Origin of the sequence: Streptomyces sp. NPDC059696, assembly GCF_042733745.1 — a bacterium.
GTDB lineage: Bacteria > Actinomycetota > Actinomycetes > Streptomycetales > Streptomycetaceae > Streptomyces.
The window spans coordinates 253,519-279,372 of record NZ_JBHWFG010000002.1 but is presented as its reverse complement, the minus strand read 5'-3'; the positions used below and the strand labels follow the sequence as shown (position 1 = coordinate 279,372).

The following is a 25,854-nucleotide window of genomic DNA, read 5'->3' as shown; positions in this document are numbered from 1 at the left end:
TCACCGAGAACAACCAGAAAGAGAAGTGCTCATGGGGGACCACATCAAGGCGGACCTTGCCGCCATCAAACGATGCTCGCGCGATCTCACCAAGATTCATGGTGAGTTCGAGCGGCACGGCAACCCCGCGGACGAGTATGGCCGGGCTGTCGGGCATGGCGGCCTGAAGGATGCCTTCTCCGATTTCGGGGAGACCTGGAAGAAAACTCGGAAGAAGCTGATGAAGGAACTGGAGCAGCTGGCCGAGTTCACCTCCACCGCCGCCAAGGCGTATGACGAGGTCGATCAGAAGTTGGCCCAGGCCATCCGGGACGCCAAGGCACAGAGCAAGGGGAAGAAGTGAGCAGGACGGACTCCGACTGGCCGCCTCTGTGGCATGACGACCCGACGCCGGGCGACCCGGAGGAAGTGGCCGAGCTGGGGCGCAAGTTGCGCAAGATGGCGGACATGATCGACGAGCAGTCGCGGGTCATCAAGGCACTTGCTTCCGTGGAGGGCTGGGACAGTGAGGCCGGCAAAGGCTTTCACGAGTTGGCCGGCGGCACGGCGGACAAGCTGAAGAAGTCCTTCGAGCGCTACGACGAGGCGGCCAAAGCCATCGGTGAGGACGTGCACGAAGGGAGCTCGGACCAGTTCGCCAGTGAGATGCGCCGTGCGCAGCGCAAAGCCGACAAGGCGCTGAGTGACTATCGCGAAGCCAAGAGTGACCACGATCTCGCGGATCGTGAAGTGCGGAAGTACGAGGAAAAATATCCGGCGCACAACATACCGGCGGCGGAGAAGGACGAGTACGACCGCTGGGTCAAAAAGCGTTCCGAGGCGCTGCTGCGCATCGGCGGCGCCCGGAAAGACGTGAAGGACGCCAGGGAAATCTATGACGATGCGGGGGACAAGGCCGCTCGTCACATCAAGAACGTCGTGCACCATGACGACGTTCGGGACCCGGGCGGATTCATGAACTTCCTGGCCGACTGGGCGGATATGCTGTCGAACATCTCGGCAGTGCTGTCCGTGCTCGCGGTCATCTGTGCCTTCGTGCCGCCGCTGCAGTTCCTGACTCCCATCTTCGCCACCCTCGCCGTGCTGTCCAGCGCTGCGGCCCTTGCCGGGCACGCGTACGACATGTCGGTGCGCGGGGGGAAGGTCGACTGGCTGAAGCTGGGTGCGGACGCTCTGGGAGTTCTGCCCGGCATGGGGGCCTTGAAGGGGTTCAGGGCACTGACCGGCCTCAAGGGACTGGCGAAGGTCAAGGCCTTTGGATCGTTGAGGACTCTTGGGTCGTTCCGGGGCATGGCTGCGATGGACGGTGTCGGACACGCCTTCCTGAACGGTGTCAGTGTCACGGTGACCAACAAGATCCTCGGCAAGGTGGCGCGCAAGGAACTCGTCGACGGCAGGAAGGTCACGGGTCTCATCAAGGGCGCGGGCCTCGGGAGCGCCCTGCACCGGATGCTGAGCGGTGAGAACGGTGAACGGACCGGGTACCAGGAGCCGGAGACGGCCAAGCCCACTCCCACTCCTTCGCCCTCTCCCTCTCCCTCACCCGGGCCCGCTCCGAGGGTCTCGCCCACATCCTTCAACGCGGCCCTGGCGGCGTAGGCCGACCAGCGGCCTGTTCGAGGAAGGCTGTACATCATGGACGACGAACAAGAGCTCGGGCAGTGGGAGTTCATCGGCCGCCGGGGAGGCGATGTCGTCACCCTGGTCAGTGGTTCGGTGATCGCCGCTGTCCCCGAGGCGAGACGGGCCGCGGAGGAAGCAGGGCGGGAGCTACGGTTCGACTTCTTGGACGACCGGGCGGTGCTGTCGCTGCTGCGTCGGCGTCACGACGATGAGCAGGACATGTTCAAGGCCGGCGTGGCCCATGGAATGCCCCTGGCGCTGGTGGGCGTAGGGGCGGTGCTCTACTGGGGCGGTGTGGCGCTGTACTGGGAGAGCCCCACCGCGCGCACGGCCTACCTGGCGGTCACCGCGGCCGTCCTGCTCACGCAGCTCTTCTTCTTCGTACGAAGTGCCCGATCGCACTGGGGTGATCCGGTCCGGCAGAACCTGCGGGCACGGGCGAAGTGCTACCGGGAGATCGCGCACATCGCTCGAAAGGGCGGCGCCGACATCCCGGCTTTCTACCCGCACTACGGCCCCTACCCCTTCGCGGCGACCTTCCGTCCTGAGGCGGACGACCGCGAGAAGTCCGAGAACGAAGGTGCAGATGACCACGGACACCGTTGAGGAAGCCAGGCGCAGCCTCGAGGGAGGCGACGGCATAGAGGTCCGCTGGATCATGCCGGAGGGTTTTCTCGAACTTCCCTTCGAGGCGGACGACCTGGATGAACTGGCGGAGCGCCTTCTCGAGTTGGCCAAGCAGGCTTTGCCCGGTGCCGACGAGGAAGTGCAGGTGCAGTACGCCGCTATGTGCGCGGCGCACTATGACGAGTTCATCGAGGCGGGCGTGCAGTACGCCGGCTTCGTCACCACGGAGGTCGACGGCGTCCGCTGCACGGCCACGGTGAACGTCAGTCTCCTGGACCTCGACGAGCGGGCCGGTGCCAATCCGGCGGGCTTCATCGCGACGACGATGCGGCACCTGGAGCTCGGGGACATCGGCGAAGTGCAGCTGCCCTGCGGCCCGGCGGTGACATGCGTCGGCAGCCGCTCTTCCCACATCGACGGCAGTCTGACGCAGTCAGGCCGGGACGAACCGATCTGGACGTCCTTCATACAGGTCCAGATACCCCTGAACAACGGCACGGTCCTCCTGCTGGAGATGGGAACGCCGACGGTCGAAGGATGGGATGTCTTCTCCACGATGTTCGCCGGGGTAGTGAAGAGCGTCCGCCTCTTCGACACCGATGGAGCTCCGCTGGTGATGCCGGGGTGAAGGGCGCGGCGCCGGGCGATACCTCACCGACGGTGGGGGCGCCGAGGGACTACAGGCTGCTGGTGCCGCGCGAGTGGTTCCGTGTCGACCTCATGCGGGACCGCTGGCGCGCTCAACTCAAGACGTTCGTCGACCGCCAGTCGCAAGGCCGGAACGTTTCCGCGGAACTCAAGCGGGACGTATGGACCACCCTGCGCAACACTGCGGAGGCCGGCCGGGCGCGCGGGGCCATGGAGTTCTTCCTCCTGACAACCTCGCGCGACGGCGGCCTCCCGGCGTCGCTCCTGGTTTCCTTGCTGCCGCGGGGTGAGACCCCCGCCGACCCGGAGAAATACGCGGCATGGCTGGAGCTTCGAGAGCCTGAGGGGCCGGGCCGGCGGCAGGTATCGGTGGTGGAGCTGACGGCCGGACCGGCTGTCCGGGTTCTCGGCGCGGCGACGTTGAACGTCCACGTCCTGATGCCCGGCGGGGTCGGCTACCTGACGCTCTCCTTCTCGTCGCCGCTCACCGGGATGGGTGGTCCGATGGAGCGTCTGTGCGACGCCATCGCGGGGTCGGTTCGGTGGGTGCGGTGACTCGGAGGGACACAGTGCAGAGGCCGACTGACGCTACGGCGAGTGCCGACCGGCGCTGGGGAATGCGCGACCGCTTGGGGATCGCCGGAGTGATCCTCTGCCTGGTGGTCGGCACGGGCCTGATCCTGCTGCTCACGGGCCTGTGGAAGCGGTTTGCCCGCGAGACCCTCCCGACCTTCGTGGGGCTGCCGGGAGGCTCATGGGCACTGGGCGCGGCCCTCGGTGTGATCACGGTGCTCGGTGTGACCGCAGGGCTGCGGTGCACCCCCGGAGTACCGGGCGGAACCCGCCTGACGCGTGCACTGCGCTCCGCGGGAACGACGCTCTGCTGCGCTGCCGCCTTCGGACCGCTCTTCTACCTGCTGAGTGGCTTGCGTGCCAGGAACTGCCGCTCGATGAGTTGCGCCTACCTTCCAGGCACAGGCACCGCTCTCCTCGCCTACGTCGTCACTGCCGGCCTGCTCGGCTGGTCCGTCCACCGCTGGACCAGGGCGAGGGCGGCGGAACAACTCGCGAGGGAGCGGATGCGGGTGCGGAGGCTTCGGAAGAAGGGGAAGGGGAAGAGCCGGGCGGCACGGCAGCGTTAGCATGCAGGACCGCGGTCTCACTTGCCGGACCACCTGACCTCCCTGTTCCTGCTCAGCAGTCGTCACGGCTCGAGGCGCTCCAGGCGACGCCGGTCAATGGGCCGTCTCGGGAAGTCGGAGCGTCCGTGCGAAGTCGTCCAGAGCCTCCATCGCCGCAGCCATCACTTCGGGATCGTCGTGGTGTCCTCGGAGGCACACGTCGGGTGTGCCGGGCGGGGTGTGCCAGTGATAGGTCACCGAGGTCATCATGATGCTGCTGTCCGCCGGGTAGGAACGGGTGACCCGGACACCGTCCTCGCCGAGATGTGGTGAGGCGAAAGCAATGCTGCCGGTGCGTTGTTGCCACTCGGGGATGTCCTGGTGCGGCACGGTCGGCGCGCTGAACCCCTCGCAGGAGGCCGCGTCAGGTGCTTCGCAGTGAATACGGGTGGCATGCATCACCAGGGGCATGTAGGTGAGCGGCACGGGGTGGTAGATGAACGCCTCGTCGGCCTCCAGCTTGTCCCGCAGGATGACGATCGTCTGCTCGTAGAAGTTCTTGTGGAAGCGGCGGAGCTTACGGGTGAGTTCGATGTTGTGAATGGCGGCCAAGCCGATCAGGTGCTGGTCCAGCCATTCCTTGAAGGTCCGTCTGTCGATCTGGAGATGAAGATAACCCCAGAGGTATGGGTCGGCATCCGTGTCGATGTGGAGCGGGGCGCCTAGGTCGGCGCTCCAGAGGGTGCCGTCTGACATGAGCTGTCTCTTTCGTTGGGGCGTTGGCAGTGGCAGGAGGTCTTCAGGCGTAGCTCCAACGCAAGGTACTCATCACGGCGTCGAACAACTCCACGAGGGTGTCGTAGAAGGCGGGATCGGAGCCGGGGGCGATCAGGGCGCTGAACGAGAAGGTGAGGTACCGGTCAGGCGTGCTGTACGGGATCGGTACCAAGTACTCGACCCGGCGGTGAGCCACGTCGACGCCCTGGGCCGCGTCGGCGGGTACATCTCGTTCCGAGCGGAGGGCCGCGGTCTCGTCGAGCTCCCGCAGCTCGGCTCCGGTGGTCTCGGAGGCTAGTGCGGCCAGGACCGCTTCTGGGCCGCTGCTGGGCCTGACCCGCGGAATCTCGATCGGTTCGGAGGCCACGATCGAGACGGGCAGTGCGACGCCGTGGAGGCGTTCGGTGGGGAGGTAGAGAGTCATTCCTCCCTTGGCGCTGGCCCGGCGGACGACCTTCTTCAACTCCTGAGTCAGCTGCAGCCGAGCCTTCGGAATATCGTCCTTGGGAAAGCCGGCGGGCAGCTGTCTCACGGCCTTGCGGACGATGCGGTCCATCGCCTCCTGGGTACCCGTGTGCAGAGGGATCACGTCCCAGCCGGGTGGCGGCACCAGGTTGAAGCCATTTGGGGCCCGGCGGTGCTCAACGGTGGTCATTGCGCCCTCGCATGGCTTCCACGGTATAGGCAACGCCTACGAAGAGTGCCCAGGCCGGGGCGGCGATCATGCCCGGCCAGAAGCCGAAGAACAACGAAGGCAGGAAGAAGCCGCCTCCCATGGCCAGATCTCGTGTGAGGTAGGGCGGACGGCCAGCATGACGGGGGTACTTCGCGAACACCCAGACGTAGTGCAGGAGGCAGCCGACGATCCCGGCCTCATAGGCGTAGAGCACGGTATTCATCAGGGACTTCGGCACAAGGATCATGATGCCCAATACCGGCAGAAACAGAGGCATTCCGATAAACAGCGTCAGCCGGAGACGCCGGTTGGGTCCGGTGCCAATCCCGGTGCGGGCGGCTTCGGCTTCCGCAATGCGTTGCGCCGAGTGCAGGTCCATGGTCATTCCTCACCAGTGGGTATCAGGGGCGGGCTTCAGGGTGTTGTCCTTCCAGTCCGAGTACGCCGCGTTGTACGGCTTCTCGCCGGTTCCGAACTCCTCGTGGGTCAAGCTTGTCAGGTCGCTCTTCCCCAGCGCCTTGTCCGTGACGTCCATCGCCATGCCGGTCCAGGCGACGCCGAGGCCCGCCTTGTACGCCTTGTACGCCTTGTCCGCGGCAGCCCCCGCAGCCTCCGGGAAGGCAGCCTTGTTCGCCTGCAGCATCTTCGCCATGCCGGCCATCTCCTTGTCGCCGAGGTGCGCCAGCGTCGACAACGGGCTGACTCTCAGCGGGTTCTTGACGACCAGGCCGACGTTCTGGGAGATGGACTTGCGCATTGCGTTACGGGCCGCTCCGATGGCCTGCCGCCCCGCTCCCTGCGGCATTTTCGTCATCATCCGCCCTGTTTCATCCAGGATGCCCTTGACGCCCCTGAGGCCCCGGCTCAGGCCGGCGGTCCGGGCGGCCTGAGCGGCACCGACGGTCGCCTTGGCGCCGCTGGCGAGCTTCGCGGCGGCCCCGAGGCCGCCCACGACGAGTAGCCCACCCACGACGTCGAAGATGACATCCGTCCAGGTGGCGTCGCCGGACGCCACCAGCAGGAGTCTGAGCCCGATCGTGAGCGCCGCGATGCCGAGCACGAGCAGGTTCAAGCCGGGGATGGCAAGTGCCACAAAGCCTGCAATCGTCGCGATCCAGCCGAGAACATCGATGAAAGCCTTGATCAAGTCGGCATTGTCATGGACCCAGCCCTTGACGTCGTCCCACCACGAGTCCTCGATCACGTCTTCGATCTCGGCGCGGATCTTCCCGGCATGGTGCTTGGCGCGAGTGTCCCGGTCTCCCGTGATGTCGTTCAGCCGATTCCGGTACGACTGAAGTGGGTCGTGGTCGGTGCCGCTGACGGAGGGCTGAGGGGTGTCCTTGTCTGCGGAGGCGGCTTCCTTCTTCTTCTCCGCCTCGATCTCGCCCTGCTTCTCCTTCGCCTGATGCAAGACCTTGTCGGCGTCCGACTGGAAGTCCTCCAGCTCGTTCGACCATGTGGTCAGATGGCCGTGCACACGCTCGTACCGGCTGGCCACCTCCCGCATGTGCTTCTCCAGCGTGCCGGACTCTTCGCGAAGGCGTTTGACGTACTTGCCTTTGAGAGTGTCCTCGCCGCTGATCGCCTGGAGGTTCTTGGCCTGGTCCCGGAGTTTCTTGGCGACCGACTCCATGTGCTTGACCTCGGCACGGATCTCTTCCGGGTCACCGGGTACGGGGTCGGAGTCACAGAGCGGCTGCCAGTCGACCGGACGGCGCTTGGATGTCGGTGTCACTTCTTCTGCTTCTTCTTGTTCTGCTTGGCCAACTGCTCGTCCAGGCTGACGAACGCCTTCTTGGTGCCAGCCACGAGTTTGCCGACCGAATCGAGCGACTCGACGAGCCGGGTGCGGTAGTCGTCCCAGTTGTCGACGAAGTCCACCATCACGTCGGCTACCTCGCCGGAGCCCCAGTGCTTGTCCATGTCGTCGCGACGATTCTCGATGTCCTCGAAGGTCTTCTTGAGCTGGCCGAGCTTACGCTCGCAGTCCGCGAGGAAGTCGTAGTCGACAGTCAGGTCCGAGTCGCTCATGGCTGACCCTCCCCCCCCCGTATGTGTGTTTGTTGTTGGTTCATCGGTTGACGGACTGAATCTCCTGCACCGTGACGTCCTGGTCGTTGCCGAACGTGCCGTTGGGTAGCTGCGTCGGGTTGGGGTTGCCCGTGCCGGTCCAGGTGATTTCCCAGGTGACGGTGGCTTGGAGCTTGAAGGTGCCGTCGCCGGAGGAGCGGAGATACCTGATGCCGCAGGGCGGGGTCCTGTCGGCCTTGCCCTTGGCGTAAGGCTCGCCGATCGAACCGTCCTCGTTGATCGTGCACTCGCCGGAGGCGGGATAGGTCTCGGCGTCGGGCGTACCGGGCTCCAGTTTGAGAGAGACCGGCTTTGCGGTGGTGGTGGCTTGGATGTCGAGGCCGCCCACATTGAGCGCGGCGGTGACCGAGACCTCTTTGAACTTGGCTCTGTCCAACCAGGCCCAGGTGGGGAGGTTGACCTTGGTGGTCGCCTCGGGGGCGACGGCTACTTCGGTGTTCGGCAGTTGGATGCGGTTGTAGGCGAGTTCGGCGAGAACTTGGGGAGTGACCGGGTTCTCCACGGGCGGTGCAGCACCGTTCTCGACCCAGAAGGGTGGCTTGTCGCAGAGCTGGGCTTCGGGCTCCATCCAGCGGTCCTCGTCGCGGACGGCGACCCACCAGTTGCCCTCGTCCTTCTGGTCGAGGTTGTAGTTCTTGTACTTTCCGTCCTTGTACTTGTCGCGGAACATGCCGGCCGAAGTCTTGGCGTAGCTGTGCTGGCCCGGGGTGTTGACCGTCTCGTCGTACATGCTCTCGACATACTTGGAAAAGTCCTGCGCGGAGCGTGGTTCGTACCAACATGCAGGTGGGGTCCAGTTGCCTACAGGGGTGACATTGCCCTTGCGGCCACCGCCCGAGGTGGTGCTCTTGTACCTGATCATGGAGACGAGGTCACTTCCGGACCGCTTGCCGCTGGCACCGACCTCGGCCTCGGACGCGCCAGGGCCCTTCGCCGCTGCGGTGCCGGCGAACGTGCCGATAGCCGCCAGGAGAGCGCTCAGCGTGGTTATGCCTCGGGTCAGGGCGCGCACGTGTTGTCCCCTCGCTTCGACAGCACCTCCGTGGTCTGCCAGACCCCGTCGCTGTTCTTCTTGAGCTGGGTGCTGTAGGTGACGTACGGGCTCTCGTCGGACGGCGACTTGTCCACCGTTCCGGTTTTGCGGTTCTTGTTGTAGGCCTTGCTCTCGTCGGCGCAGTAGACAACAGCGGCCGTGTCGCTGTCCGCGACCTTGACCTTCGGGTTGAAGTAGCGCGTGGAGCCTGTCCACGTGAGGTCCTCGTCCAGCCAGGCCCGGACCCACTTCTGCGCGCTCACGAGTGCTTTGCCCTGGCGGTAGTACGCGAGTGTCGCCGAGTTCGTGTCGCCGCGGAGGATCGCGTCGTCCACCGCGTTCACCGTCTGCGTCACGTCGGACAGCACTGCGTTCTCGGCCGGATCACCTGTCCTCCAGCCTTCGAACTTGTTCTCCACGCCTTTGGGAAACGTGATCTTGGGCCTGTCGGCGGGGCCGGATGCGCCTGCGCTTGGCGAGGTCGACGTCGCCGTGTCGCCCGCGTCGGCCCCTGCGATCTTGTCGTTGCTCTTCGAGCTGTCGTCCCCGCTGCCGCAGGCCGTCAACAGCAGTGCTGCCGTCGCCATCAGTGCGGCAGCAACGGGCAATGGGCGACGCATCACAGTGACTCCCCGTGAGACAGAAGTTCAGTCAAGAGCACTGACGCTATCGGTGGGGTTGCTGGTTTCACCAGAGCGAACTACTGCAAGAACAGGGGCAATCCGGAGCGTATGGGGCCCTCTGGGTGCTGGTTGTGTCCTGATCGTTCCCCGAAGAGGGGGCAGCCCCGGCGTCGCGGTTCGCGGCGTCCGGGGCCATGGAGTGGGGGTTGTGATTCGCTAGTGCGGTGCCCTGCACCTCGGGCAACTGCATAGCAGATACGCCGACGTGAAGAGAGCCGGGTGATGTGTTCGTCGGCCAGGATCTCGACCTTGCCGCGGTCTTCGGTCACCGCTCCCTCTACGTTGCCGGCCCAACGAGAGGTCGACGCCAGGAGCGATGAGATCATCGCATTCCGGCCGCTGCTGGTCCCGCGGACCTGGCCGGTGCGGTGGTGACCTTCGACACCCCGCCGACGCAGACCGGCACGCGGTGCGGGATTCGAGGCGTGATCGCTGCTGGGGTCCGGCCGGGCTGTTCCTAGTGTCTGTGTCGATGTTCAGGAGTCAGACGGGTCCTTGTATGGCCGGACGGTGGCGGCAATCTTCCGTACAGTCTCGTCCGGTACCTCGTCAGTCACGCCCTTGGCGCCGAAGAACGACCAGGAAGCCAGGTCTCCTTGGGGGTTCTTGAAGGCGAATGTAAATGCCTTGCCGTTCGTCGCGCACTTCTGTGTTCTCTTCACGCCCACCGACCAGGCGGTTCCCAAGGTCCCCTTGATGCCGGAGTTCGTGGTGAACGGCTCCACGGTGCCCGGCCTCACCTTGTTCTTGTCAGGCTGGGCGAATTGCCCGTACACCCACGTCCTGGGGTCAGAGCTGGCTATCTCCTCGGCACTCCGGGCGCCGTTGTTGCCCCTGGAACCTGCGACGGCCAGCGGCGTGTCCTCCACAGTGCCGCCTTTGTCCTCGTCCGAGGTGCACCACTGTTCCTTCAAGTACGCGGGGGCGCGCATCGCGATCAGTGGTGTGTCGTCCGGGTCGTCGTTCTCGGAGACATACGTGACCCAGTCCGTGGACTGGAGAGCCCACTGCGGCGGAACGTCGAATGCGATTCCCTGCTTCGGGTTCACCACAACCTTCCAGCCCTTGACCGTGGCGGTTTCGGTGTCCGTACCCCGAGGATCGTTCGGACTCGCCTGCGGGGAGGTTTCCTTGGTGGGGGCGGGGTCAGTATCGGCCTCGTTGCTGTCGATCAGGATGAAGCCGGTCGCGGTCGCGGCTGCTACGACGGCTGTCGCCGCGATGACGGCGACGACCGTGCTGCGGCTCCGGCCGCCGGACCGCGGAGGCACCGGCGTACCGGCCTGCTGCATGTTCGATGCCTGCGGCTGCTGGAGCGGGTTCGGCTGGTGGTATCCGGGCTGCAGGTACGGATTCGATGGCTGCCCGGTCGGATGCTGCTGCGGTTCCTGCCCGCCCTCGGACGGCTGCTTTCCTGGCCACATGCGGCGCAACGATACGTTGATCAGCGTAGGAGTGCGGCCGGTCGAGATGGGCGGAGTGGACAGCGCAAGCAGGAGGCCCAGGGGGACCTGGGCCGTACCCGCAACCAGCAGAGATTCCTCGCCGCCCTCGCCCGCAAGGCCGCCACCCCGGCCACCCTCGCCGACCCGTCGAAGTCGTTCCCGACCCTGGACGCGGGACTCGACACCCCCATCGTCGACGAGGGCACCGAACTCCCGGACCTCATGGGGCTGTGCGAGGCCCTGCGGAAGGCCACGGGCGGCGGAGGGCGGCGGATCGACGTGCCCGTGGCCGACCCGGACCTGCGCACCTCCAAGGGCAGCGCGGTGAAGTGGGACGACCGTCGGGCCCGCGCCCTGTTCGACGCCCTGCGCGAGGACAGGCTGCCCAGCTGACCGGCGGGCGGCTCACTGCGCGAGCTTGGAGTCCTGTGCCCGCACCACGTTCTCCGACATCTTGGCGTCGCTGGGCAGCCTGCTGTCGGCGATGGCGAAGCCGTTCACGGAGAAGTAGACGGCGACCAGGTCGCCGTAGCGGGCGGCCTCGGTGTGCAGCGTGTGGGTGATGCCCCGGAACGTCGTCGTCGAGCGGAAGGCGACGGTACCGGTCCCCGTCCCCGCCCCCGTGCCCTTCTCCGCGGTGACCGAGTCGTACGCCGTGGTGTTCTTGCCCGCCTTCGCGGTGAACCCGCCGCCGCACTGCGCAACGGCCTTCGCCAGCCCGGCCAGCACCGACTCGGCCTCGGACGCCGGCTCGTACGCGGCGAGCGTGATGTACGTGCTCTCCTTGCCGTAGCCCGCCCCGGCGCTGCGCGTGACGTCGGCCTGTGGCGTCCCGAGGGGGAGTTGGTTCATCACGTGGGCCAGCGGGGCGCAGCCGGGCTTGTCGACCGTGACCTCGTCCGCGGACTTGGCGAAGGCGTACTGGGCTTCCGGCTCGTCCACGTTGTAACCGGGCAGGTCGCCCTCCGTCACGATGGCCTTCGCCAGCCGCTGCGCAGGGGTGATCTGCTTGGCTCTCGGTGTCGTCGGCGCGTCGGCGGGCGTGTCCTCGCCACCCGAGCAGGCGGTCAGTGCTGAGGTCAGGGCCAGGGCGGAGACGACGGCCAGGGCGGCGCGCTTCAAAGGGGAGCTCCTCGGTAGCTGGTTAGGACGGGATTCATGGCTTGGGTGATCAATGAGCTTGTCGGCGAGCGGCGTTGACGCCCGCCAGGGGTGACATCAGCGAGCCGTAGCCCGTCGCCGACCACACGCTCCGCCCTGCGGGGAGCTCGAAGTAGGGCACCGTACGGCCGTTGTCGTCCGTGTCGGTGAGCACCTCCGGGGCGCGGTGGTCCCGCAGCGCGTCCGCGCAGTCCTGGCAGACCGCCGCGTCCAGCCGGTCCCGGCGGCCGAGCGGACGCCAGCCGGTGCGCAGGGCGGCGCGTCCGTGCAGGGGGTTGAAGAAGCAGAGGGGCAGGCCGGGGGAGTCGGTCAGGGCGCCCTGGCCCTCCTGCGCCAGGGCCAGGGCGCCCGCCAGGTCCGGCAGGCCCCGGGCCTTGTCGAGGACCGTGCCGGCGGCGGCGTAGGCGTCGAGGGCCTGCTGGAGGCCGGGTGTCGTGGCGACGTCCGCGGCCTGGGTCGCCTCGCCCAGCGCCAGTACCTCCGCCTCGGCGCGGTGCCGCACCCGTGCTTCGTCGGCCGCGCGGGCCGTGGCGAACACCAGGTGCGGGAAGGCCGGGGACCGCTTGCGCGACCGGAGCAGGGCGGCGCGGGTCGCGAGCGCGGTCACGGCCAGGGCCGGTACGGCGAGGAGCAGCCACCAGCCGGTTCTGCCGTAGCCGGACTCGCCGGAGCCGGAGCCGGAGCCGGACTTGCCGGAGCTGGATGCGGAGGCGGGCCCGGACTTCGTGGGGTGCGGGGACGGTCCGTCCAGAGCGGCCGTCGCCTCCTCATAGCGCTGCTGGCCCTTGCCCTCCGCCACCAGGTCCACGGCCTTCGCGGTCAGGTCCGCCGGCCCGGCGTCCCGCGTCTCGTCCAGGAAGCCGGCGGCGGCCACGGCGTCCCGGGTCTGGTGGGCGTCGGAGGGCCACTCGTAGCCCTCCAGGGAGTCGGGGAAGTCGCTGTCCGTCGTGATGACGATGAGTTCGCGGCGGTCCGGGAGCCGGTCGCGGACGATCCCCGCCAGCACCTCGGAGTCGCCGTCGAAGGCGTCGCCCTTGGTGAGGGGCGTGAGGACGACCTTGATGGGCAGGCCCGTGCGGTGGATCCGGTCCGCCAACTGACGCTGCCGGGACGGCGATACGGCATCGGCGTAGGAGTCGTCGACGTAGACGGGGGACGTGCGCAGCGCCTCCGCGATGCGCCGGCCGGCGCTCGGGCCGCCGCCGGCTTCGTCGCCGTTGCCGTCGGCCGCGTGGGCGGGGGCCGTGGTGAGCACCGTCAGCAGCAGCGTGGCGAGGACGGTGACCAGGCGCTTGACGTCAGTGGACACCGGCGGTCTCCCTCACCTTGCGGACGAGCCGGGTGATGCCGTGGGGCACGGCGGTCAGCGGACCGTCGGTCGCTTCGAGGTAGGGCAGGCGGCTGCCGCCCGCGGTCGGGGCGGGCAGCTTCAGCAGACGGTCCGGGATGCCGCGCGGGTGGGCGACGGCGGTGTTGCGGCAGACCTCGCAGACCGGGAGCAGCCGGCGGGCGGCACCCTCCGCCGAGACGCGGACGTGGTGGCGGCCGACGGCGGGCCCGTGCAGGGGGTTCACGCCGCAGCACCGGTCCGTCGCATCGCCGGAGAGCGCGGCGCGGCCCGCTCGCGCCAGCACGATGACGGCGACCAGGGTGGCGGCGTCGGTGCCCGCCTGCCGGGCCCGGTCGAGGTCGCCGTCGAGGAGCAGCATCGCCGCGTCGAGGTGGTCCCAGGCGGGGCCGTGCTCTTCCCGGCTGCTGAACTCCTCGGTCAGCGCGGTGAGTTCCGCGTGCGCGGTACGGCGGAGGTAGGACGCCGACGGCTCCGTCGGGGCCGTGAGGGGCAGGCGGCTCGTCGGCTCGGGCGGGGGAGAGCGCCACCGCAGCAGGCCGGTGACACCCGAGGTCAGCGCGGCGAGCACACCGGACAGCAGGAGTGCCGCGAAGGCGCCCAGGAACAGGCCGGGCCAGAAGTCGGTGGCGAACAGGGGCGGCAGGTCGTTCTCGTGGGCCGCGCTCGGAGCGGCGGGCGGGGTGGGCGCGGCTTGGGGGCGGTCCGTGCGTGGCGTCCTGTCGAGGTGGGTCATCAGCTGGTCGAGACGCTCGCCGAGCAGGTGGTCGTCGGCCTCGTCCGCTTTGCTGTCCCCGAGCGTGAGGGAGTCCGGGAGGCCGAAGGACAGCCGGTCGGACTCCAGGCGCAGTCCGTGGTTGACGACGTCGATGGTGCCGTCGTCCGGATCGGCGACGACGTACACCCCGGCCTGGCCCACCTTGGCGTGCACCGCCGCGGCGAACAGCTCCGCGTCACCGGCCGCCTCGCTCTCCGGCGTCTGCGGCACCAGCAGGATGAACACCGGGCCGCCGCCGTCGGAGCGCCTGAAGTCGCGGATCCGCTCGTGCAGCCGCTCCCGCTGCCGGGCGTCGAGGACCCGGGGGCTCTCCGGGTCGGTGTAGACGGGGTCCTGCCTCAGCCCGGCCGCGACCCGCTCCACCCGGGCCGACAGGTCGGCGGGGGTCGGCGGCCGGGCCGCGCTCGACGTGGTCTGGTCGAAGACGACGGGAGCGGTCAGGGCGATGGCCGCGCCGGTGAGGACGGCCGCGCCGGGCACGACCCACCGGGGGACCCGCCGTCCGGCCCCGGAACGCCGACGGCGCCGCCGTACGTACCCGGCCGTCAGCACGATCAGCAGCGGTACGCCGGCCAGCAGGCTCCCCGTGAGGAACGACTGGTTGTTGCGGTCGGACGGGCCGATGTACATCTCGGCGGGCTCGCCACCGGCCCGGAACCTCTCGCGCGCCGCCTCCGCCCTGGCCGTGGCCTTCGCGCCGCCCTGGTTGATGACTTCGGCGAAACGCTCGAAGCCGTGCAACGGGCCCGCGTCGTAGGGCACTTCGTAGAGGGCGACGGTCGTGGCCGCCTCGGCGGGCACGCGTACACCCCAGGCCGTGGCCTGCGCGACGTTCGTCCCGTCGATCAGGACGTACAGCCCGTCCCGCCCGAGCCGGTCGTGGACCGCGCCGAGCAGCTGCCTGCCCTCCGAGCTGCTCGACATGGGCAGGACCAGGACGTAGGTCGGGACGCCCGTCCTCTGCGCGACCCGGGCGAAGTCGGGCGCGGTGGAGCGCGGGACCTCGCGGGGGAGCTGATCGCTGACGTAGACCGGGTTCTCACGGAGACGGTCGGCGAAGTACGCGGCCTGGCCGGGGGTGTCCACGGCGGCGGCGGGGGTGGCGGTTGCGAAGAGGGCCGTCAGCGCGCAGAGGGCGAGAAGCAGGTCGCGTACGCGGGCGCGGTCCGGGCCACGGCCCCATGTCCGCGCTGCCCAGGCGCTGTTGGTCGTGACTGCCCTCAACGGTGAGCCCCCCGCGGTCCGATCGCTGTCCGCGCCGCACTCTACTCGGGGCTTCGCGAGTGCCATCGATCGCGGTCGCGGGGTTGCGGCTCGGCCGGTTCAAGTGGAGGCCCGGGCGCACCTCCCGGAGGAACTCCGGCCGGGACGCCCGCCTGGACCTCAACGCCCTCACGGCTGACCCCGGACGTCCCGCGGTCCTCACCCACGCGAGCGAGTGAGCGTGCCGTGCGTCACCCCCGCGTCGTGAGTGAATCGTGCAGGCATGATGGGCGACAGGTGACGAATCGGCCGCCGCGCAGAGGCTGTTGGGGTCGAGGCTGATTCGCTCACGCACAGGTGGTGCCGGCATCCGGGGCTGGGCCCGGCCGGGTTGAGCCAGTGTGACGTTGCAGATGGATAACAGGCCGTGCCCTGTGGCCGGTGGGGCCGGACGCGCCTTGAGGGGCTTATGTGCGGCTGATACGGTGCGATGGCTTGACACTCACCCCCAGTGCTGGCTATTCGCCCAGGTCGGGCGGGTACGTCCGGCCCGTCCCGTACTTCAGCGTGCGGGTCGTCGCGGGTGAAGTGTCCGCATGTGAAAGCAGATGACAGACATCTTCTTGGGTGTACGGGGAGCGGTTGCGTGAAGATCCAAGAGCGTACGGGGGCGGGCGCAGGTCGTTCCGCCGCTCCGGCTCAGCCGTCGGTCGGCGACCGGCTTCCCACCCCGCCTCGCGAGCGCAAACCGGCACTGGCCGCGCTGGCGGTGCTGCTCATCCTGGTGGGCGCGCTGGGTGCGACGATGCTCGTCCTCCAGGCCGGTGACCGCATCGAGGTCATCAAGGTCACGCAGGAGATCCCCGCGGGCGGTTCGGTCAGCACGTCCAACACGACCTCTGTCATGGTGGCCAAGGACGACAGCATCCACTACGTCGAGTACGGCCAACTGAAGCAGCTGCAGAAGCTGAAGGCCGTCAACCCCATCCCCGCCGGGGTCGTCGCGGTCGGCGAGATGTTCGGCGACGCCGCGGGTGTCGCCGCGGGCAAGGCCACGGTGGGTCTGTCCCTCAAGGCCGGCCAGTACCCGACCGGCATCAAGCAGGGCGACACCGTCGCGGCCTATCGCGTCAGCTCCGCCTCCGGTTCGAGCAACAGCAACAGCAACTCCTCGTCGTCCTCGGCGGCCGACAGCTCCGTCATCGTCGACAGCGCCCGTGTCAGCTACGTCCCGGGCCCGAAGGACAGCGGCGACGAACTTGTCGGCAGCACCAACCTCGCCGTCACCCTGACCGTCGACAGCGACAAGGCCGCCGCCCTGGCGCAGGCCGCCTCCAACGGCGAGGTCGCTCTCGTCCAGGTCCCCGGTAACTCCGGCAACTAGAAGGCGGCACTCGACCCATGGCGCTCATCGCTCTCGCCGCCGACAAGGGTTCCCCCGGCGTCACCACCGCGGCCGTCGCACTCGCGGCGGTCTGGCCGCGGCGTGTCCTGCTCGCCGAGACGGACCCGGCGGGCGGTGACCTCGTCTACCGCAGTGCCGCCGCGCACGGCGGACCCCTCAACCCCAACACCGGCATGCTGTCCATCGCGGCCACCGCGCGCCGCGGCCTCGTGCCCGACCAGCTCTGGGACCACGTACAGCCGCTGAGCGGAGGACTGGAAGTCCTCGTCGGCCTCGGTGTCGCCGAGCAGGCCGCCGGGCTCGCGGGGCTGTGGCCGACCCTCGGACACGCCTTCGCCTCCCTCGCCGACTCCCCGAACGCCGCCGCCGACGTCATCGCCGACTGCGGACGCGTCAGCGGGGACACCCCGGCCGTCGAACTGTTCCCGCACGCCTCGCTGGTGCTGCTGCTCTCCCGCACCGAGCCGGAGGCCCTCGCCCGCGTCCGGGACCGCGCCGCCGCCCTGGCCACCAAGCTGCACGGCGGGCCGCGCGGCGCCGCGAGCCTCGCCAACCCGGTGATCGGTGTCGTCCTGATCGCCGACACCGGCACGGCCGGCAAGCTCGCCTCGCAGGTCAACGACATGCTCGTGCACGCCCAGACCGGCGCCCGCGTGGTCGGCACCATCGCCGACGACCCGGCCGGCGCCGACCAGCTGGCCGGGCGCAAGCGCGGCCGCCTCGACAAGTCACTGCTGATCCGCTCGGCCCGCAAGGTCGCCGCCGACATCTACCAGCAGTACGGCGCCGCCTGGGCCGCCTCCGCGCAGGCCAACCAGGCACCGCACGCCCACCACGCCCCGCACGCCCCGGGCCGGACGCAGGGCCACGCGGGGGCCGGAGCATGACCGCTGTCGACCACCAGTTGGTCAAGCGGTTCCGTCAGGACGCCGGCGACCGCATCGCCGAGCAGCGCCGGCAGGACCAGGTCGCGGGCGTCACCCCGATGTCCACGGAGGACGAACGGCAGTACGCCCGCGCCGTCATAGCCCAGATCCTGGAGGAGTACGCCCGCGCCGAGATCAACGCGGGCCGTACGCCGCTGGACGCCGAGACCGAGGAGCAGTACGCGGCCGCCGTGCACGCCGCGCTGTTCGGCGTCGGCCGGCTCCAGCCGCTGCTGGACAACCCCGACGTCGAGAACATCGACATCAACGGCTGCGACCAGGTGTTCATCGGGTACGCCGACGGCCGTGAGGTGCAGGGCGACCCCGTCGCCGAGACCGACGAGGAGCTCATCGAGCTCATCCAGGTGCTGGGCGCCTACTCGGGTCTGTCCTCCCGGCCCTTCGACTCGGCCAACCCGCAGCTCGACCTGCGCCTGCCCGACGGCTCGCGTCTGTCGGCCGTCATGGACGTCACCCGGCGCCCCGCGCTGTCCATCCGCCGTGCGCGCATGGGCAAGGTCTTCATCTCCGACCTCGTCGGCAACGGCACCCTGACCCCCGAGGTCGCCCACTTCATGGCCTGCGCGGTCCGCGCCCGCAAGAACATCATGATCGCCGGCGCCACCAACGCCGGCAAGACCACGCTCCTGCGCGCCCTCGCCAACGAGATCCCGCCCCAGGAGCGCCTCATCACCGTCGAACGGGCCCTGGAGCTCGGCCTCGACACCTTCCCCGACCTGCACCCCAACGTCGTCGCCTTCGAGGAACGCCTGCCCAACTCCGAGGGACAGGGCACCATTTCGATGGCGGAACTGGTGCGACGCTCGCTGCGTATGAACCCCTCCCGCGTCATCGTCGGTGAGGTCCTCGGCGACGAGATCGTCACCATGCTCAACGCCATGTCGCAGGGCAACGACGGCTCGCTGTCCACGATCCACGCCAACAGCTCGCACGAGGTCTTCAACCGTATCTCCACCTACGCGCTGCAGGCCACGGAACGGCTGCCCATCGAGGCCAGCCAGATGCTGATCGCGGGCGCGGTCAACTTCGTCGTCTTCATCCAGCGGCGCAACAACTACGGCAGCGGCGGCCGCCTCCAGCGCATGGTCACCTCCGTCCGCGAGGTCAACGGCGTGGACGGACGCGTGCTGTCCAGCGAGGTGTTCGCGGAGGCCCCCGACGGCCGGGTCGTGCCGCACGCCCCCATAGCCTGCCTGGAGGAACTGATGGCACACGGCTACCGTCCGTCCGGGACCTGGGGGTGAGCCGCGGATGACCACGAACCTCGCGGCACTCGGCTCGCTCGGCTCCATGGGCGGCCTGTTCTCCACCACCGTCCTGTACGCGATGGGAAGCGGCGTCGCCGTCGGCGGCGGCCTCGCTCTGCTCCTCGTCGCCGTCCGCGGGCTGCCCGCCAAGCCCGACCACGAGAAGCAGAAGGCCGCCGAGCGGGCGAGCGAACTGATCCGCTTCGCCGGGCAGCGCGGCTCGCTCGCCGCCATCGTCGGCCTGGTCGTCCTGGTCCTCACCCGGTGGGCCGTCGCGGGCCTCGCGGCCGGTGTCCTCGTCTTCTTCTGGGACCGCCTGTTCGGCGGCGCCGGCGAGGAACGGGCCGCCATGCGCCGCGTGGAGGCCCTGGCCTCCTGGACGGAGTCCCTGCGCGACACCATCGCCGGTGCCGTGGGCCTGGAGCAGGCCATTCCGGCCTCGGCCCGCGCCGCGGCGCCCGTCCTGCGGCCCCACCTCGACGCCCTCGTCGACCGGCTGCGTGCCCGCACCCCGCTGCCCGAGGCGCTCCAGCAGCTCGCCGACGAGATTGACGACGCCTCCGCCGACATCATCGTCGCGGCCCTCATCCTCAACGCCCGGCTGCGCGGCCCCGGTCTGCGTCAGGTCCTCGGCGCCCTGGCCAAGTCGGCCCGCGAGGAGGTCGACATGCGCCAGCGCGTGATGGCCCAGCGCGCCTCGACCCGCAGGTCCGTGCAGATCGTCGTCGCCGTCTCCATCGCCTTCGTCCTCGGCCTGTCCATCTTCAACCGAGACTTCGTGGCGCCGTACGGAACGGCCATTGGCCAGCTCGTCCTGGCCTGTGTCTGCGGCCTGTTCGCCCTCGGCTTCTGGTGGCTGCGCAAGCTGTCCACCATCGAGACGCCCGAACGCTTCCTCGTCCGCGACGAGGCCTCCGTCCAGTTCGTCCGCCCGAGGACGCCGTCGCAAGCGCAGTCCCAGCAGCGGCTGCCGCAGGAAGAGGGGGCGCGCTGATGGACCTCACGATGCCGCTCGTCGTCGGCGCCGTCATCGGCCTGGGCATCTACGCCCTCGTCCGTGCCCTCATGCCCGGCAAGCGCAGCGCGATCTCGCAGGTCGCGCGGATCGACGCGATGCGGGCCCGTGGCTCGGCCTACGAATCGGCCCGCGTGGAGCGGGAGAAGGGCCGCCTGGGCGCACTGCGCGCCGAAGTCGGCCTGCGCGTCTCGGAGTTCTACCTCCAGCAGGGCTGGGAGCAGCGCTCGCTGCGCGCGGACCTGGCGGTGCTGGACCGCAGCTGGGAGAAGTTCCTGGCGACGAAGGTGCTGCTGGGCGTGGCCGGCCTGTTCTTCGGCCCGTTCCTGTTCGCCATCGTCTACACCCTGGGCTTCGGCCGCAGCCCGATCATCCCGGTCTGGCTGGCCCTGCTCTGCGCGGTCGTCTTCTTCTTCCTGCCCGACCTGGAGGTACGGCGGGACGCCGCCGAGAAGCGGCGCGACCTGCGGCGCGTGATCGGCGCCTACCTCGACCTGGTGTCGATGAGCCTCGCCGGCGGACGGGGTCTGCCCGAGGCGCTCATGGCCGCGGCCGAGGTCTCCGACGGCTGGGCCAACCAGCGCATCCGCAACGCCCTGTCCGACGCCCGCATCACCGGCGTCAGCCAGTGGCAGGCGCTGGGCGCACTCGGCGAGGAGATCGGCGTGGAGGAACTCAAGGACCTCTCCGCCTCCCTGGCCCTGGTCGCGGACGACGGTGCCAAGGTCCGCGAGTCCCTCGCCTCCCGCGCCGAGACGATGCGTCACCGCGAACTCGCCGAGATCGAGGGCAGCGCGGGCGAGAAGTCCCAGTCGATGCTCGTCGCGCAGCTGCTGCTGTGCGCCGGGTTCCTGGTGTTCCTGATCTTTCCGGCGGCGATGCGGGTGTTCCAGGTGCAGTGAGCCGTGCGTGAGCTTCGCGGTGGGCTCGCCGGAGAACGCGCGGTGAGCCGGCAGTGAGCGACCTTTCACAACTCCAGAACTTCCGTGAACCGAATTCGAAAGGACAAGACGTCATGAACGGACGCAACTTCCACACCGGCATCCCCGCCGTGGACTTCCTCGTCACCTTCCTCCAGGCCCGCACCGAGCGGGCCCGCTCCGGCGAGCTGGACCGCGGTGCCTCCGCGGTCGAGTGGGTCATCATCTCCGCGGTCGTCGTGGCGATCGTGGGTGTCGTGGCCGCCATCATCAACGCCGCGCTGAGCGAGGGCGCCAACAAGGTCGGCGACTGCATCAAGGGCGCGGACGCGGGCAAGACCTGCTGATCGCCCTCGGGAGCATCACAAGCATCAGGAGCATCAGGAGCAACGGGGTTCACGGGATGCCGGCAGACGTGGGCAGACGGGCACGCCGCTGGGTGCGGGCCGCACGGGAACGGGCGGCCGCCCGCGGCGACTCAGGCATGACCGCGATCGAGTTCGTACTGCTCACCCCGGTCCTGTTCTTCATGATCTTCGCGACGGTGCAGTTCGCGCTGTATTTCTTCGCGGACCACGTCGCCCAGGCGGCGGCCCAGGCCGGAGCCCGCAAGGCCCGTGCGACGGCCGACGAACAGCCCGGCGCGTGGCGGGGCGAGGCACGGGACGTCGTCGACAGCTACATCCGCCAGCTCGGTCCGCAGCTGGTCCTGTCCCCGGACGTGACGATGGTGCAGCCGGAGCCGAACACGGTGGGCGTGGAGATCGCGGCCCGGGTCCCGACGGTGTTCCCCGGGCTGGACCTCACCGTGCACGCGCAGTCGGCCGGGCCGGTGGAGCGGTTCGTACAGGAAGAGGGCAACTGAATGTCCGTCCCCTCTCCCGGGAAGGCCCGCCGCGCCACGGACGACAGCGGCCTGTCCACCGTCGAAGTCGTCATCCTCGCACCGGTGATGATCCTGTTCATCCTGGTCCTGGTGGCCTTCGGGCAGCTCGTGGACGGCCGCGGAGCGCTGGACGGCGCGGCCAGGGACGCGGCCCGCGCGGGTTCGATCCAGAAGGACCACGCGACGGCCATGGCCGAGGCGAAGAAGGCCGCGGAGGCGAACCTGGCGGACGTCTGCTCGGGCCCGGTGAACGTCGTGCAGACCAGCCAGGGCTTCGAACCGGACACCATCTTCACGGTCGAGGTGAGCTGTCAGGTGCGGGGTCTGGCCATGCTCGGCCTGGACGTCCCGACGACGCTGACGGCGAGCTTCAGCTCCCCGCTCGACCCGTTCCGGAGGACGGTGTGAAACCCTTCCGGTCTTTCCGGCCCTTGCGGCCTTTCCAGCCCTCGCGGTCCTCGCGGTCCTCGCGGTCCTCGCAGCGCTCGGAGCCCTCGCGGTCCTCGCGGTCATCGTGGTGGACGGCCCGTGGCGTGCGTCTGGACGACCGCGGTTCCGGCGCGGGCGCGGTCATCATCTTCACGCTCGTCTTCCTCTCCCTCTCCGCGTTCGTCATCGACGGCGGTCTGTCCATCTCCAAGCGGGAACGTGCCGCGGACATCGCCGAACAGGCCGCCCGCTACGCGGCCCAGGACATCGACCGCGACGCCCTCTACGAGAACGAGGGCGGCCCGGCGCCGATCAACTTCCAGAACTGCAACGCCCGTGTGAAGGCCTTCGCCCGCGAGATGGACATGACGGGCGCGGACATCGGAGCGACCCACTGCGTCGCGGCGAACACCCAGGCGGTCGAGGTCGAGGTGCAGCTCACGTACTCGCCGGTCTTCACGGGCATGTTCTACGGCGGGGACGTGGTGGTGCACGGGCAGGCGGTTGCGGAGAACGAGGTCGGCTGAGCGACGAGGTCGGCCGGGCGACGAGGTCGGCCGGGCGACGAGGTCGGCCGGGCGATGCGGTCGGCTGGGCCGGATCCCGAACATCCCGCGAATCTGCACACCGTTCACCGTGAGGTCGGGACGGGACGGGGCAGCATCCCGGCCCGGACCGTTTTTCGCGCCGCGTACTGCATTCCTGTATCGCGAGACGGCGGAAAATGTGAAGGCCGCAAGGTCTCCGGTGACCGAATGGTCACACCCATGAATGTGGAGCCTGCTTTCCGTCCGCTTTCCTTTCCACGGACCGGGCACCGACTGGCCGCCCCTACTCCGGCGTGCTTTGATCGTTCACGCTCGAGCATGTCGAATTTTGAACCGAAGGGAACCGCCCCCCATGGCCTTCACCCCGCAGATCCAGACCGCCCAGATGTCCGACGCCGAGCTGGACACCATCGCCGGCGGCCAGGCGGGCGCTGCCGCGGGTGCCGGTGCCGCGGCCGGTCTCTACGTCGAGACGACGGCCGCGGGCCTCACCGCGGGCGTCGGCGGCGGCGTGGGCCTCAGCGTCTCGCCGCAGGGCATCGCGGCGGACCTGCACGTCAACGCGGCCGTCGCGCACTGACGAACGCATGAAAGGGCCCCGGGGTATCGACCCCGGGGCCCTTTTCGCATCGCTCGGGCCGGGGCCTACTTCCCCCCGCCGTCCCCCTTGCTGCCTTTACCGCCCCGCTTGTCCACGGTCTTCATGGCACCGTTCGCCTTCTTGGCGAGTTCGTCATCCAGCTTCTTGAACTCGCGCACCACGGCGTCGGACATACTCGCCAGCGCGTCCAATTGCTGCGTGATGTCCTCGCGCCCGTCTTCCCAGTTGGACTCGAAATCACCGAGCGCGTCATTGACACTGCCGTCGCCGATGTCGTCCTGGTAGCTCTCGAAGAGCTTCTTGGTGTGATTCAGCCGGGTCTTGATGGACCGCAGCCGACGCCCATAGCTCTCCAACTCGGTCAGCGGCAGCGCGAGGTCACTCTTGCCCTTGGCCATGGATTCCCCCAGCAGGTCAGACGGTCAGTGATATGGCAGACGGGTGTAGCGATCCCCTCGACCGCCGACCCGCAACCCGACCGAAGGTCTCGCGTGACTCACATTCTCTCGGGAAGCGATGCCAGGAAACCATCGACCTCATCCCGCACGTAACCGGAGAGATCGGTCGGCATGAGACCGCGCACCGGACGGTGAACTCGTCAGCCGTCCCTTCCTTCACCGTCGCTGCGGTCACGTCGCTCAGCGGTTGATCGACTGGATTTCCTGGACGTTCATGTCCTGCGTCGTCTCGAACGTGCCGTCGGGCAGGTCGCCGCCCGTGCCGTCGGAGCCCTCCCAGGTGATCTTCCAGGTGACGCTCGCGGAGAGCCGGTAGGGGGTGCCGTCGGTCGCGCGGAGGTAGCGGATGCCGCACGGTGGGGTCTTGTCGGCCGCGCCCTTGGTGTACGGCGTGCCGATGGAGCCGTCGTCGTCGATCTCGCAGTCGCCGGAGGCGGGAAAGACCTCGGCGTCCTCGGTGCCCGGGTCCAGGTGGAGGGCGACCGGCTTGGCGGTGGTCTCCGCCCACAGGCCCGTACCGGGCAGTTCCGCACGGACCTTGACGTCCTTGAACGTCCCCTTGTCCAGCCAGACCCACGTCGGCAGGTTCACCGTCGACCTGGCCGCGGGCTTCAACTCCACCTCGGTCTCGGGAACCTTGACCTTGTCGTAGGCGTAGTCGGCGAGAACCTCCGGAGTGGGGGCGTTCGGCACGTCGGGGATCTCGCCCGCGTCCTGCCAGAACATCAGCCGGCTGCACAGGGACGTGTCGTCGAGCTCGGTCACGTTCGGCGCGACCCCACGCCAGAAGTAGCCCTTCTTGCCGAGGTTGTAGTTCTTGTACCCCTTCACGGTCGCCGGCTTCGTGAAGATGGTGGTGGCGTCCTTCTCGTCCCGGAAGTGGTCGGTCCAGAGCTCCGATCCGTACCAGCCGTCGCGCAGCCCGGCGTCCCCGCTCCCGTCGTTCTCCGAGAAGTTCTTCAGCTGCTCAGGGGTGAAGACAGGCTCGTACCAGCACGGCGGCGGCTTCCAGTTGACGTCCGTCGACGCGACGGTGCCCTGCTTGCCACCGGTGGGGCCGCTCGTCCGGGTGACCTTGATGCGGGAGTGCGAGGCCGAAGCGGACAGTTCACCGTTCTCGTCGGAGCCGCCCCGGACACCGCTTCCCATGCCTCCGAAGGCGCCGGCCGGCGAGGAGCTCAGCAGTGCGACGACCAGTGATGTGGCGACCAGGGGTATCGCTCGGTACGTCGCCCTCACCTTGAGCACTTCCCCCGCTCACCGCGCACCGACGAGTTCTGCCACACACCCTGCTCGTTCTTCGTCAGGGAGACCGAGTAGCTGACGTAGGGGTTCGTGCCCGCCGGATTCCCCTCGACCCTGTGGGTCTTGCGGTTCCTCGTCTTCGCGTTGCTTTCGTCCGTGCAGTAACTGAGTGCTGCTCCCCTGCCGTTCTCGGCCATGACGACCTTGGGGTTGAAGGCGGGCAGCTTGCCGATGACGGTGAGGTCCTTGTCCGTGTAGGACTTGATCCACCGCTTGGTCATGCCGCGGACGCCCTTGGTGTCGTAGAAGCTGACGGCTTCACTGTCCGGGTCGTTCGCGATGATCGCCGCGTAGCCGGCCCGGACCTCTTCCTTCGCGTCGTCCAGCACCGCCTGCTCCACCGGATCACTGCTCGTCCAGTTCTCGAAGGTCAGCTGGAAGCTGCCGGGGAGCTTGATGACGGGGCGCTTGACGTCGGGCGTGGGGGACGACTTGGACGCCGTCGGGCCGGGGGAGCTGTCGCCCGCGCCCTTGATGTCGTCCGGCGACGTGTCGTCGCCCCCGCCGCAGGCGGTCAGGAGCAGCGCTGCCGTCGTGGCGAACGCTGCGGCAGTCGTGGTCAGTGCGCGGCGGGCCACAGTTGATCTCCCCCGTGAGTTTCGGTGTACGCGACAGGGAACGAAGCTATCAGGGGCAGGGCAGGACGCTTTGAGAGCCAGTGGTGGATCGGGTGGGGATCGTGAGGGGTCTGCGTGGCGATTGCGAAGAAAGGGGTCCGGGGCGCGCGGCTCAAGGGTGAACAGCCGTGACGCCGGGGGCAAATCGGACGGTTGCGGGGATCCTTCGATCCGCCCTTCGACGACCCCGAAAAGAGTCCATAAGATCTCTGTAGGCTCAGCACACTCTCACCCCACAGCCAGCCCGGCCCCACCTCAC

At 68.7% G+C, this 25,854-nt stretch carries 31 protein-coding genes; 17 read left to right on the top strand and 14 right to left on the bottom strand.

All coding sequences use genetic code 11. The annotated features are described in order from the left end of the window. Positions 1–31 precede the first annotated feature (31 nt). The 6 genes from ACFV20_RS03190 (at position 32) to ACFV20_RS03165 (ending at position 4,040) form a co-directional block, all read left to right on the top strand. Positions 32–343: a WXG100 family type VII secretion target gene (locus ACFV20_RS03190; protein ID WP_385651754.1), complete on the top strand. Its 312-nt coding sequence runs from the start codon at positions 32–34 to the stop codon at positions 341–343. Further along, positions 340–1,599, top strand: a complete 1,260-nt coding sequence (locus ACFV20_RS03185; protein ID WP_385651751.1) for a putative T7SS-secreted protein — start codon at positions 340–342, stop codon at positions 1,597–1,599. The genes ACFV20_RS03190 and ACFV20_RS03185 overlap by 4 nt, the downstream gene beginning before the upstream one ends. A 36-nt stretch (positions 1,600–1,635) precedes the next feature. Next, a complete protein-coding gene (locus ACFV20_RS03180; protein ID WP_385651749.1) occupies positions 1,636–2,229 on the top strand; it encodes a hypothetical protein in 594 nt (197 codons plus the stop codon). Beyond that, a complete protein-coding gene (locus tag ACFV20_RS03175; protein ID WP_385651747.1) occupies positions 2,210–2,878 on the top strand; it encodes a hypothetical protein in 669 nt (222 codons plus the stop codon). The genes ACFV20_RS03180 and ACFV20_RS03175 overlap by 20 nt, the downstream gene beginning before the upstream one ends. Continuing rightward, the gene (locus ACFV20_RS03170) at positions 2,875–3,453 is read left to right on the top strand and encodes a hypothetical protein (protein ID WP_385651745.1); all 579 of its coding nucleotides are present in this window, start codon (positions 2,875–2,877) and stop codon (positions 3,451–3,453) included. The genes ACFV20_RS03175 and ACFV20_RS03170 overlap by 4 nt, the downstream gene beginning before the upstream one ends. A gap of 62 nt (positions 3,454–3,515) precedes the next feature. Further along, positions 3,516–4,040, top strand: a complete 525-nt coding sequence (locus tag ACFV20_RS03165) for a hypothetical protein (RefSeq protein ID WP_385651743.1) — start codon at positions 3,516–3,518, stop codon at positions 4,038–4,040. Positions 4,041–4,133: 93 nt separating this feature from the next. Here the strand turns inward: ACFV20_RS03165 and ACFV20_RS03160 are convergent, their stop codons facing one another. The 8 genes from ACFV20_RS03160 to ACFV20_RS03125 all read right to left on the bottom strand — a co-directional run bounded on the left by ACFV20_RS03160 (position 4,134) and on the right by ACFV20_RS03125 (position 10,574). Then, entirely contained in the window at positions 4,134–4,775 is a 642-nt protein-coding gene (locus tag ACFV20_RS03160; RefSeq protein WP_385651741.1) for a hypothetical protein, read from the bottom strand. A gap of 43 nt (positions 4,776–4,818) precedes the next feature. Beyond that, positions 4,819–5,451 carry a hypothetical protein gene (locus tag ACFV20_RS03155; protein ID WP_385651738.1) on the bottom strand — a complete coding sequence of 211 codons (633 nt, stop codon included), beginning with the start codon at positions 5,449–5,451 and terminating at the stop codon, positions 4,819–4,821. Then, entirely contained in the window at positions 5,438–5,851 is a 414-nt protein-coding gene (locus tag ACFV20_RS03150; protein WP_385651736.1) for a hypothetical protein, read from the bottom strand. Before ACFV20_RS03150 ends, ACFV20_RS03155 begins: the two co-directional genes overlap by 14 nt. 9 nt (positions 5,852–5,860) lie before the next feature. Further along, positions 5,861–7,210, bottom strand: coding sequence for a hypothetical protein (locus ACFV20_RS03145; protein ID WP_385651734.1), 1,350 nt, complete (start codon positions 7,208–7,210; stop codon positions 5,861–5,863). Beyond that, on the bottom strand, positions 7,207–7,506 hold the full coding sequence (locus ACFV20_RS03140; protein WP_385651732.1) for a hypothetical protein: 300 nt from the start codon (positions 7,504–7,506) through the stop codon (positions 7,207–7,209). Before ACFV20_RS03140 ends, ACFV20_RS03145 begins: the two co-directional genes overlap by 4 nt. A 40-nt stretch (positions 7,507–7,546) precedes the next feature. Beyond that, a complete protein-coding gene (locus ACFV20_RS03135; protein WP_385651729.1) occupies positions 7,547–8,578 on the bottom strand; it encodes a hypothetical protein in 1,032 nt (343 codons plus the stop codon). Then, positions 8,566–9,219 carry a hypothetical protein gene (locus tag ACFV20_RS03130; RefSeq protein ID WP_385651980.1) on the bottom strand — a complete coding sequence of 218 codons (654 nt, stop codon included), beginning with the start codon at positions 9,217–9,219 and terminating at the stop codon, positions 8,566–8,568. The genes ACFV20_RS03135 and ACFV20_RS03130 overlap by 13 nt, the downstream gene beginning before the upstream one ends. A 539-nt stretch (positions 9,220–9,758) precedes the next feature. Further along, entirely contained in the window at positions 9,759–10,574 is an 816-nt protein-coding gene (locus tag ACFV20_RS03125; RefSeq protein WP_385651727.1) for a hypothetical protein, read from the bottom strand. Positions 10,575–10,655: 81 nt separating this feature from the next. Here ACFV20_RS03125 and ACFV20_RS03120 point away from each other — a divergent pair, with 81 nt between their 5' ends. Next, positions 10,656–11,120: a hypothetical protein gene (locus tag ACFV20_RS03120; RefSeq protein ID WP_385651725.1), complete on the top strand. Its 465-nt coding sequence runs from the start codon at positions 10,656–10,658 to the stop codon at positions 11,118–11,120. Positions 11,121–11,132: 12 nt separating this feature from the next. On the opposite strand, the gene ACFV20_RS03115 is transcribed toward ACFV20_RS03120, so the two are convergent. Genes ACFV20_RS03115 through ACFV20_RS03105 form a run of 3 tightly spaced genes read right to left on the bottom strand, consistent with a single transcriptional unit; the run spans position 11,133 to position 15,238 of the window. Continuing rightward, positions 11,133–11,849 carry a hypothetical protein gene (locus ACFV20_RS03115; protein WP_385651722.1) on the bottom strand — a complete coding sequence of 239 codons (717 nt, stop codon included), beginning with the start codon at positions 11,847–11,849 and terminating at the stop codon, positions 11,133–11,135. 49 nt (positions 11,850–11,898) lie between these two features. After that, positions 11,899–13,197, bottom strand: coding sequence for a hypothetical protein (locus ACFV20_RS03110; protein ID WP_385651719.1), 1,299 nt, complete (start codon positions 13,195–13,197; stop codon positions 11,899–11,901). Beyond that, on the bottom strand, positions 13,187–15,238 hold the full coding sequence (locus ACFV20_RS03105) for a hypothetical protein (protein WP_385651718.1): 2,052 nt from the start codon (positions 15,236–15,238) through the stop codon (positions 13,187–13,189). The genes ACFV20_RS03110 and ACFV20_RS03105 overlap by 11 nt, the downstream gene beginning before the upstream one ends. 625 nt (positions 15,239–15,863) lie before the next feature. Here ACFV20_RS03105 and ACFV20_RS03100 point away from each other — a divergent pair. The 10 genes from ACFV20_RS03100 (at position 15,864) to ACFV20_RS03055 (ending at position 23,194) form a co-directional block, all read left to right on the top strand. Further along, positions 15,864–16,601 (top strand): hypothetical protein, encoded by a 738-nt coding sequence (locus tag ACFV20_RS03100; protein WP_385651717.1) that lies wholly within the window; start codon positions 15,864–15,866, stop codon positions 16,599–16,601. A 17-nt stretch (positions 16,602–16,618) separates the two neighbouring features. Continuing rightward, positions 16,619–17,509, top strand: a complete 891-nt coding sequence (locus ACFV20_RS03095; protein WP_385651714.1) for a hypothetical protein — start codon at positions 16,619–16,621, stop codon at positions 17,507–17,509. Then, entirely contained in the window at positions 17,506–18,813 is a 1,308-nt protein-coding gene (locus tag ACFV20_RS03090) for a CpaF family protein (RefSeq protein WP_385651712.1), read from the top strand. The genes ACFV20_RS03095 and ACFV20_RS03090 overlap by 4 nt, the downstream gene beginning before the upstream one ends. Positions 18,814–18,859: 46 nt before the next feature. Further along, on the top strand, positions 18,860–19,810 hold the full coding sequence (locus tag ACFV20_RS03085; protein WP_385651978.1) for a type II secretion system F family protein: 951 nt from the start codon (positions 18,860–18,862) through the stop codon (positions 19,808–19,810). Next, entirely contained in the window at positions 19,810–20,733 is a 924-nt protein-coding gene (locus tag ACFV20_RS03080; RefSeq protein WP_385651711.1) for a type II secretion system F family protein, read from the top strand. The genes ACFV20_RS03085 and ACFV20_RS03080 overlap by 1 nt, the downstream gene beginning before the upstream one ends. Positions 20,734–20,846: 113 nt before the next feature. Beyond that, positions 20,847–21,098, top strand: coding sequence for a hypothetical protein (locus tag ACFV20_RS03075; RefSeq protein WP_010041603.1), 252 nt, complete (start codon positions 20,847–20,849; stop codon positions 21,096–21,098). Between the two features lie 56 nt (positions 21,099–21,154). Further along, entirely contained in the window at positions 21,155–21,616 is a 462-nt protein-coding gene (locus ACFV20_RS03070) for a TadE family protein (protein WP_385651709.1), read from the top strand. Beyond that, positions 21,617–22,045, top strand: coding sequence for a TadE/TadG family type IV pilus assembly protein (locus ACFV20_RS03065; protein ID WP_385651707.1), 429 nt, complete (start codon positions 21,617–21,619; stop codon positions 22,043–22,045). Between the two features lie 125 nt (positions 22,046–22,170). Continuing rightward, the gene (locus ACFV20_RS03060) at positions 22,171–22,593 is read left to right on the top strand and encodes a pilus assembly protein TadG-related protein (protein WP_385651706.1); all 423 of its coding nucleotides are present in this window, start codon (positions 22,171–22,173) and stop codon (positions 22,591–22,593) included. Positions 22,594–22,966: 373 nt separating this feature from the next. After that, the gene (locus ACFV20_RS03055; RefSeq protein WP_366710518.1) at positions 22,967–23,194 is read left to right on the top strand and encodes a hypothetical protein; all 228 of its coding nucleotides are present in this window, start codon (positions 22,967–22,969) and stop codon (positions 23,192–23,194) included. A gap of 65 nt (positions 23,195–23,259) precedes the next feature. Here ACFV20_RS03055 and ACFV20_RS03050 read toward each other — a convergent pair whose 3' ends face one another. The 3 genes from ACFV20_RS03050 to ACFV20_RS03040 all read right to left on the bottom strand — a co-directional run bounded on the left by ACFV20_RS03050 (position 23,260) and on the right by ACFV20_RS03040 (position 25,556). Continuing rightward, positions 23,260–23,613 carry a hypothetical protein gene (locus ACFV20_RS03050; RefSeq protein WP_385651704.1) on the bottom strand — a complete coding sequence of 118 codons (354 nt, stop codon included), beginning with the start codon at positions 23,611–23,613 and terminating at the stop codon, positions 23,260–23,262. A 240-nt stretch (positions 23,614–23,853) separates the two neighbouring features. Next, positions 23,854–24,912, bottom strand: a complete 1,059-nt coding sequence (locus ACFV20_RS03045) for a hypothetical protein (protein ID WP_385651702.1) — start codon at positions 24,910–24,912, stop codon at positions 23,854–23,856. Next, positions 24,909–25,556: a hypothetical protein gene (locus ACFV20_RS03040; RefSeq protein ID WP_385651699.1), complete on the bottom strand. Its 648-nt coding sequence runs from the start codon at positions 25,554–25,556 to the stop codon at positions 24,909–24,911. Before ACFV20_RS03040 ends, ACFV20_RS03045 begins: the two co-directional genes overlap by 4 nt. Between the last annotated feature and the right edge of the window lie 298 nt (positions 25,557–25,854).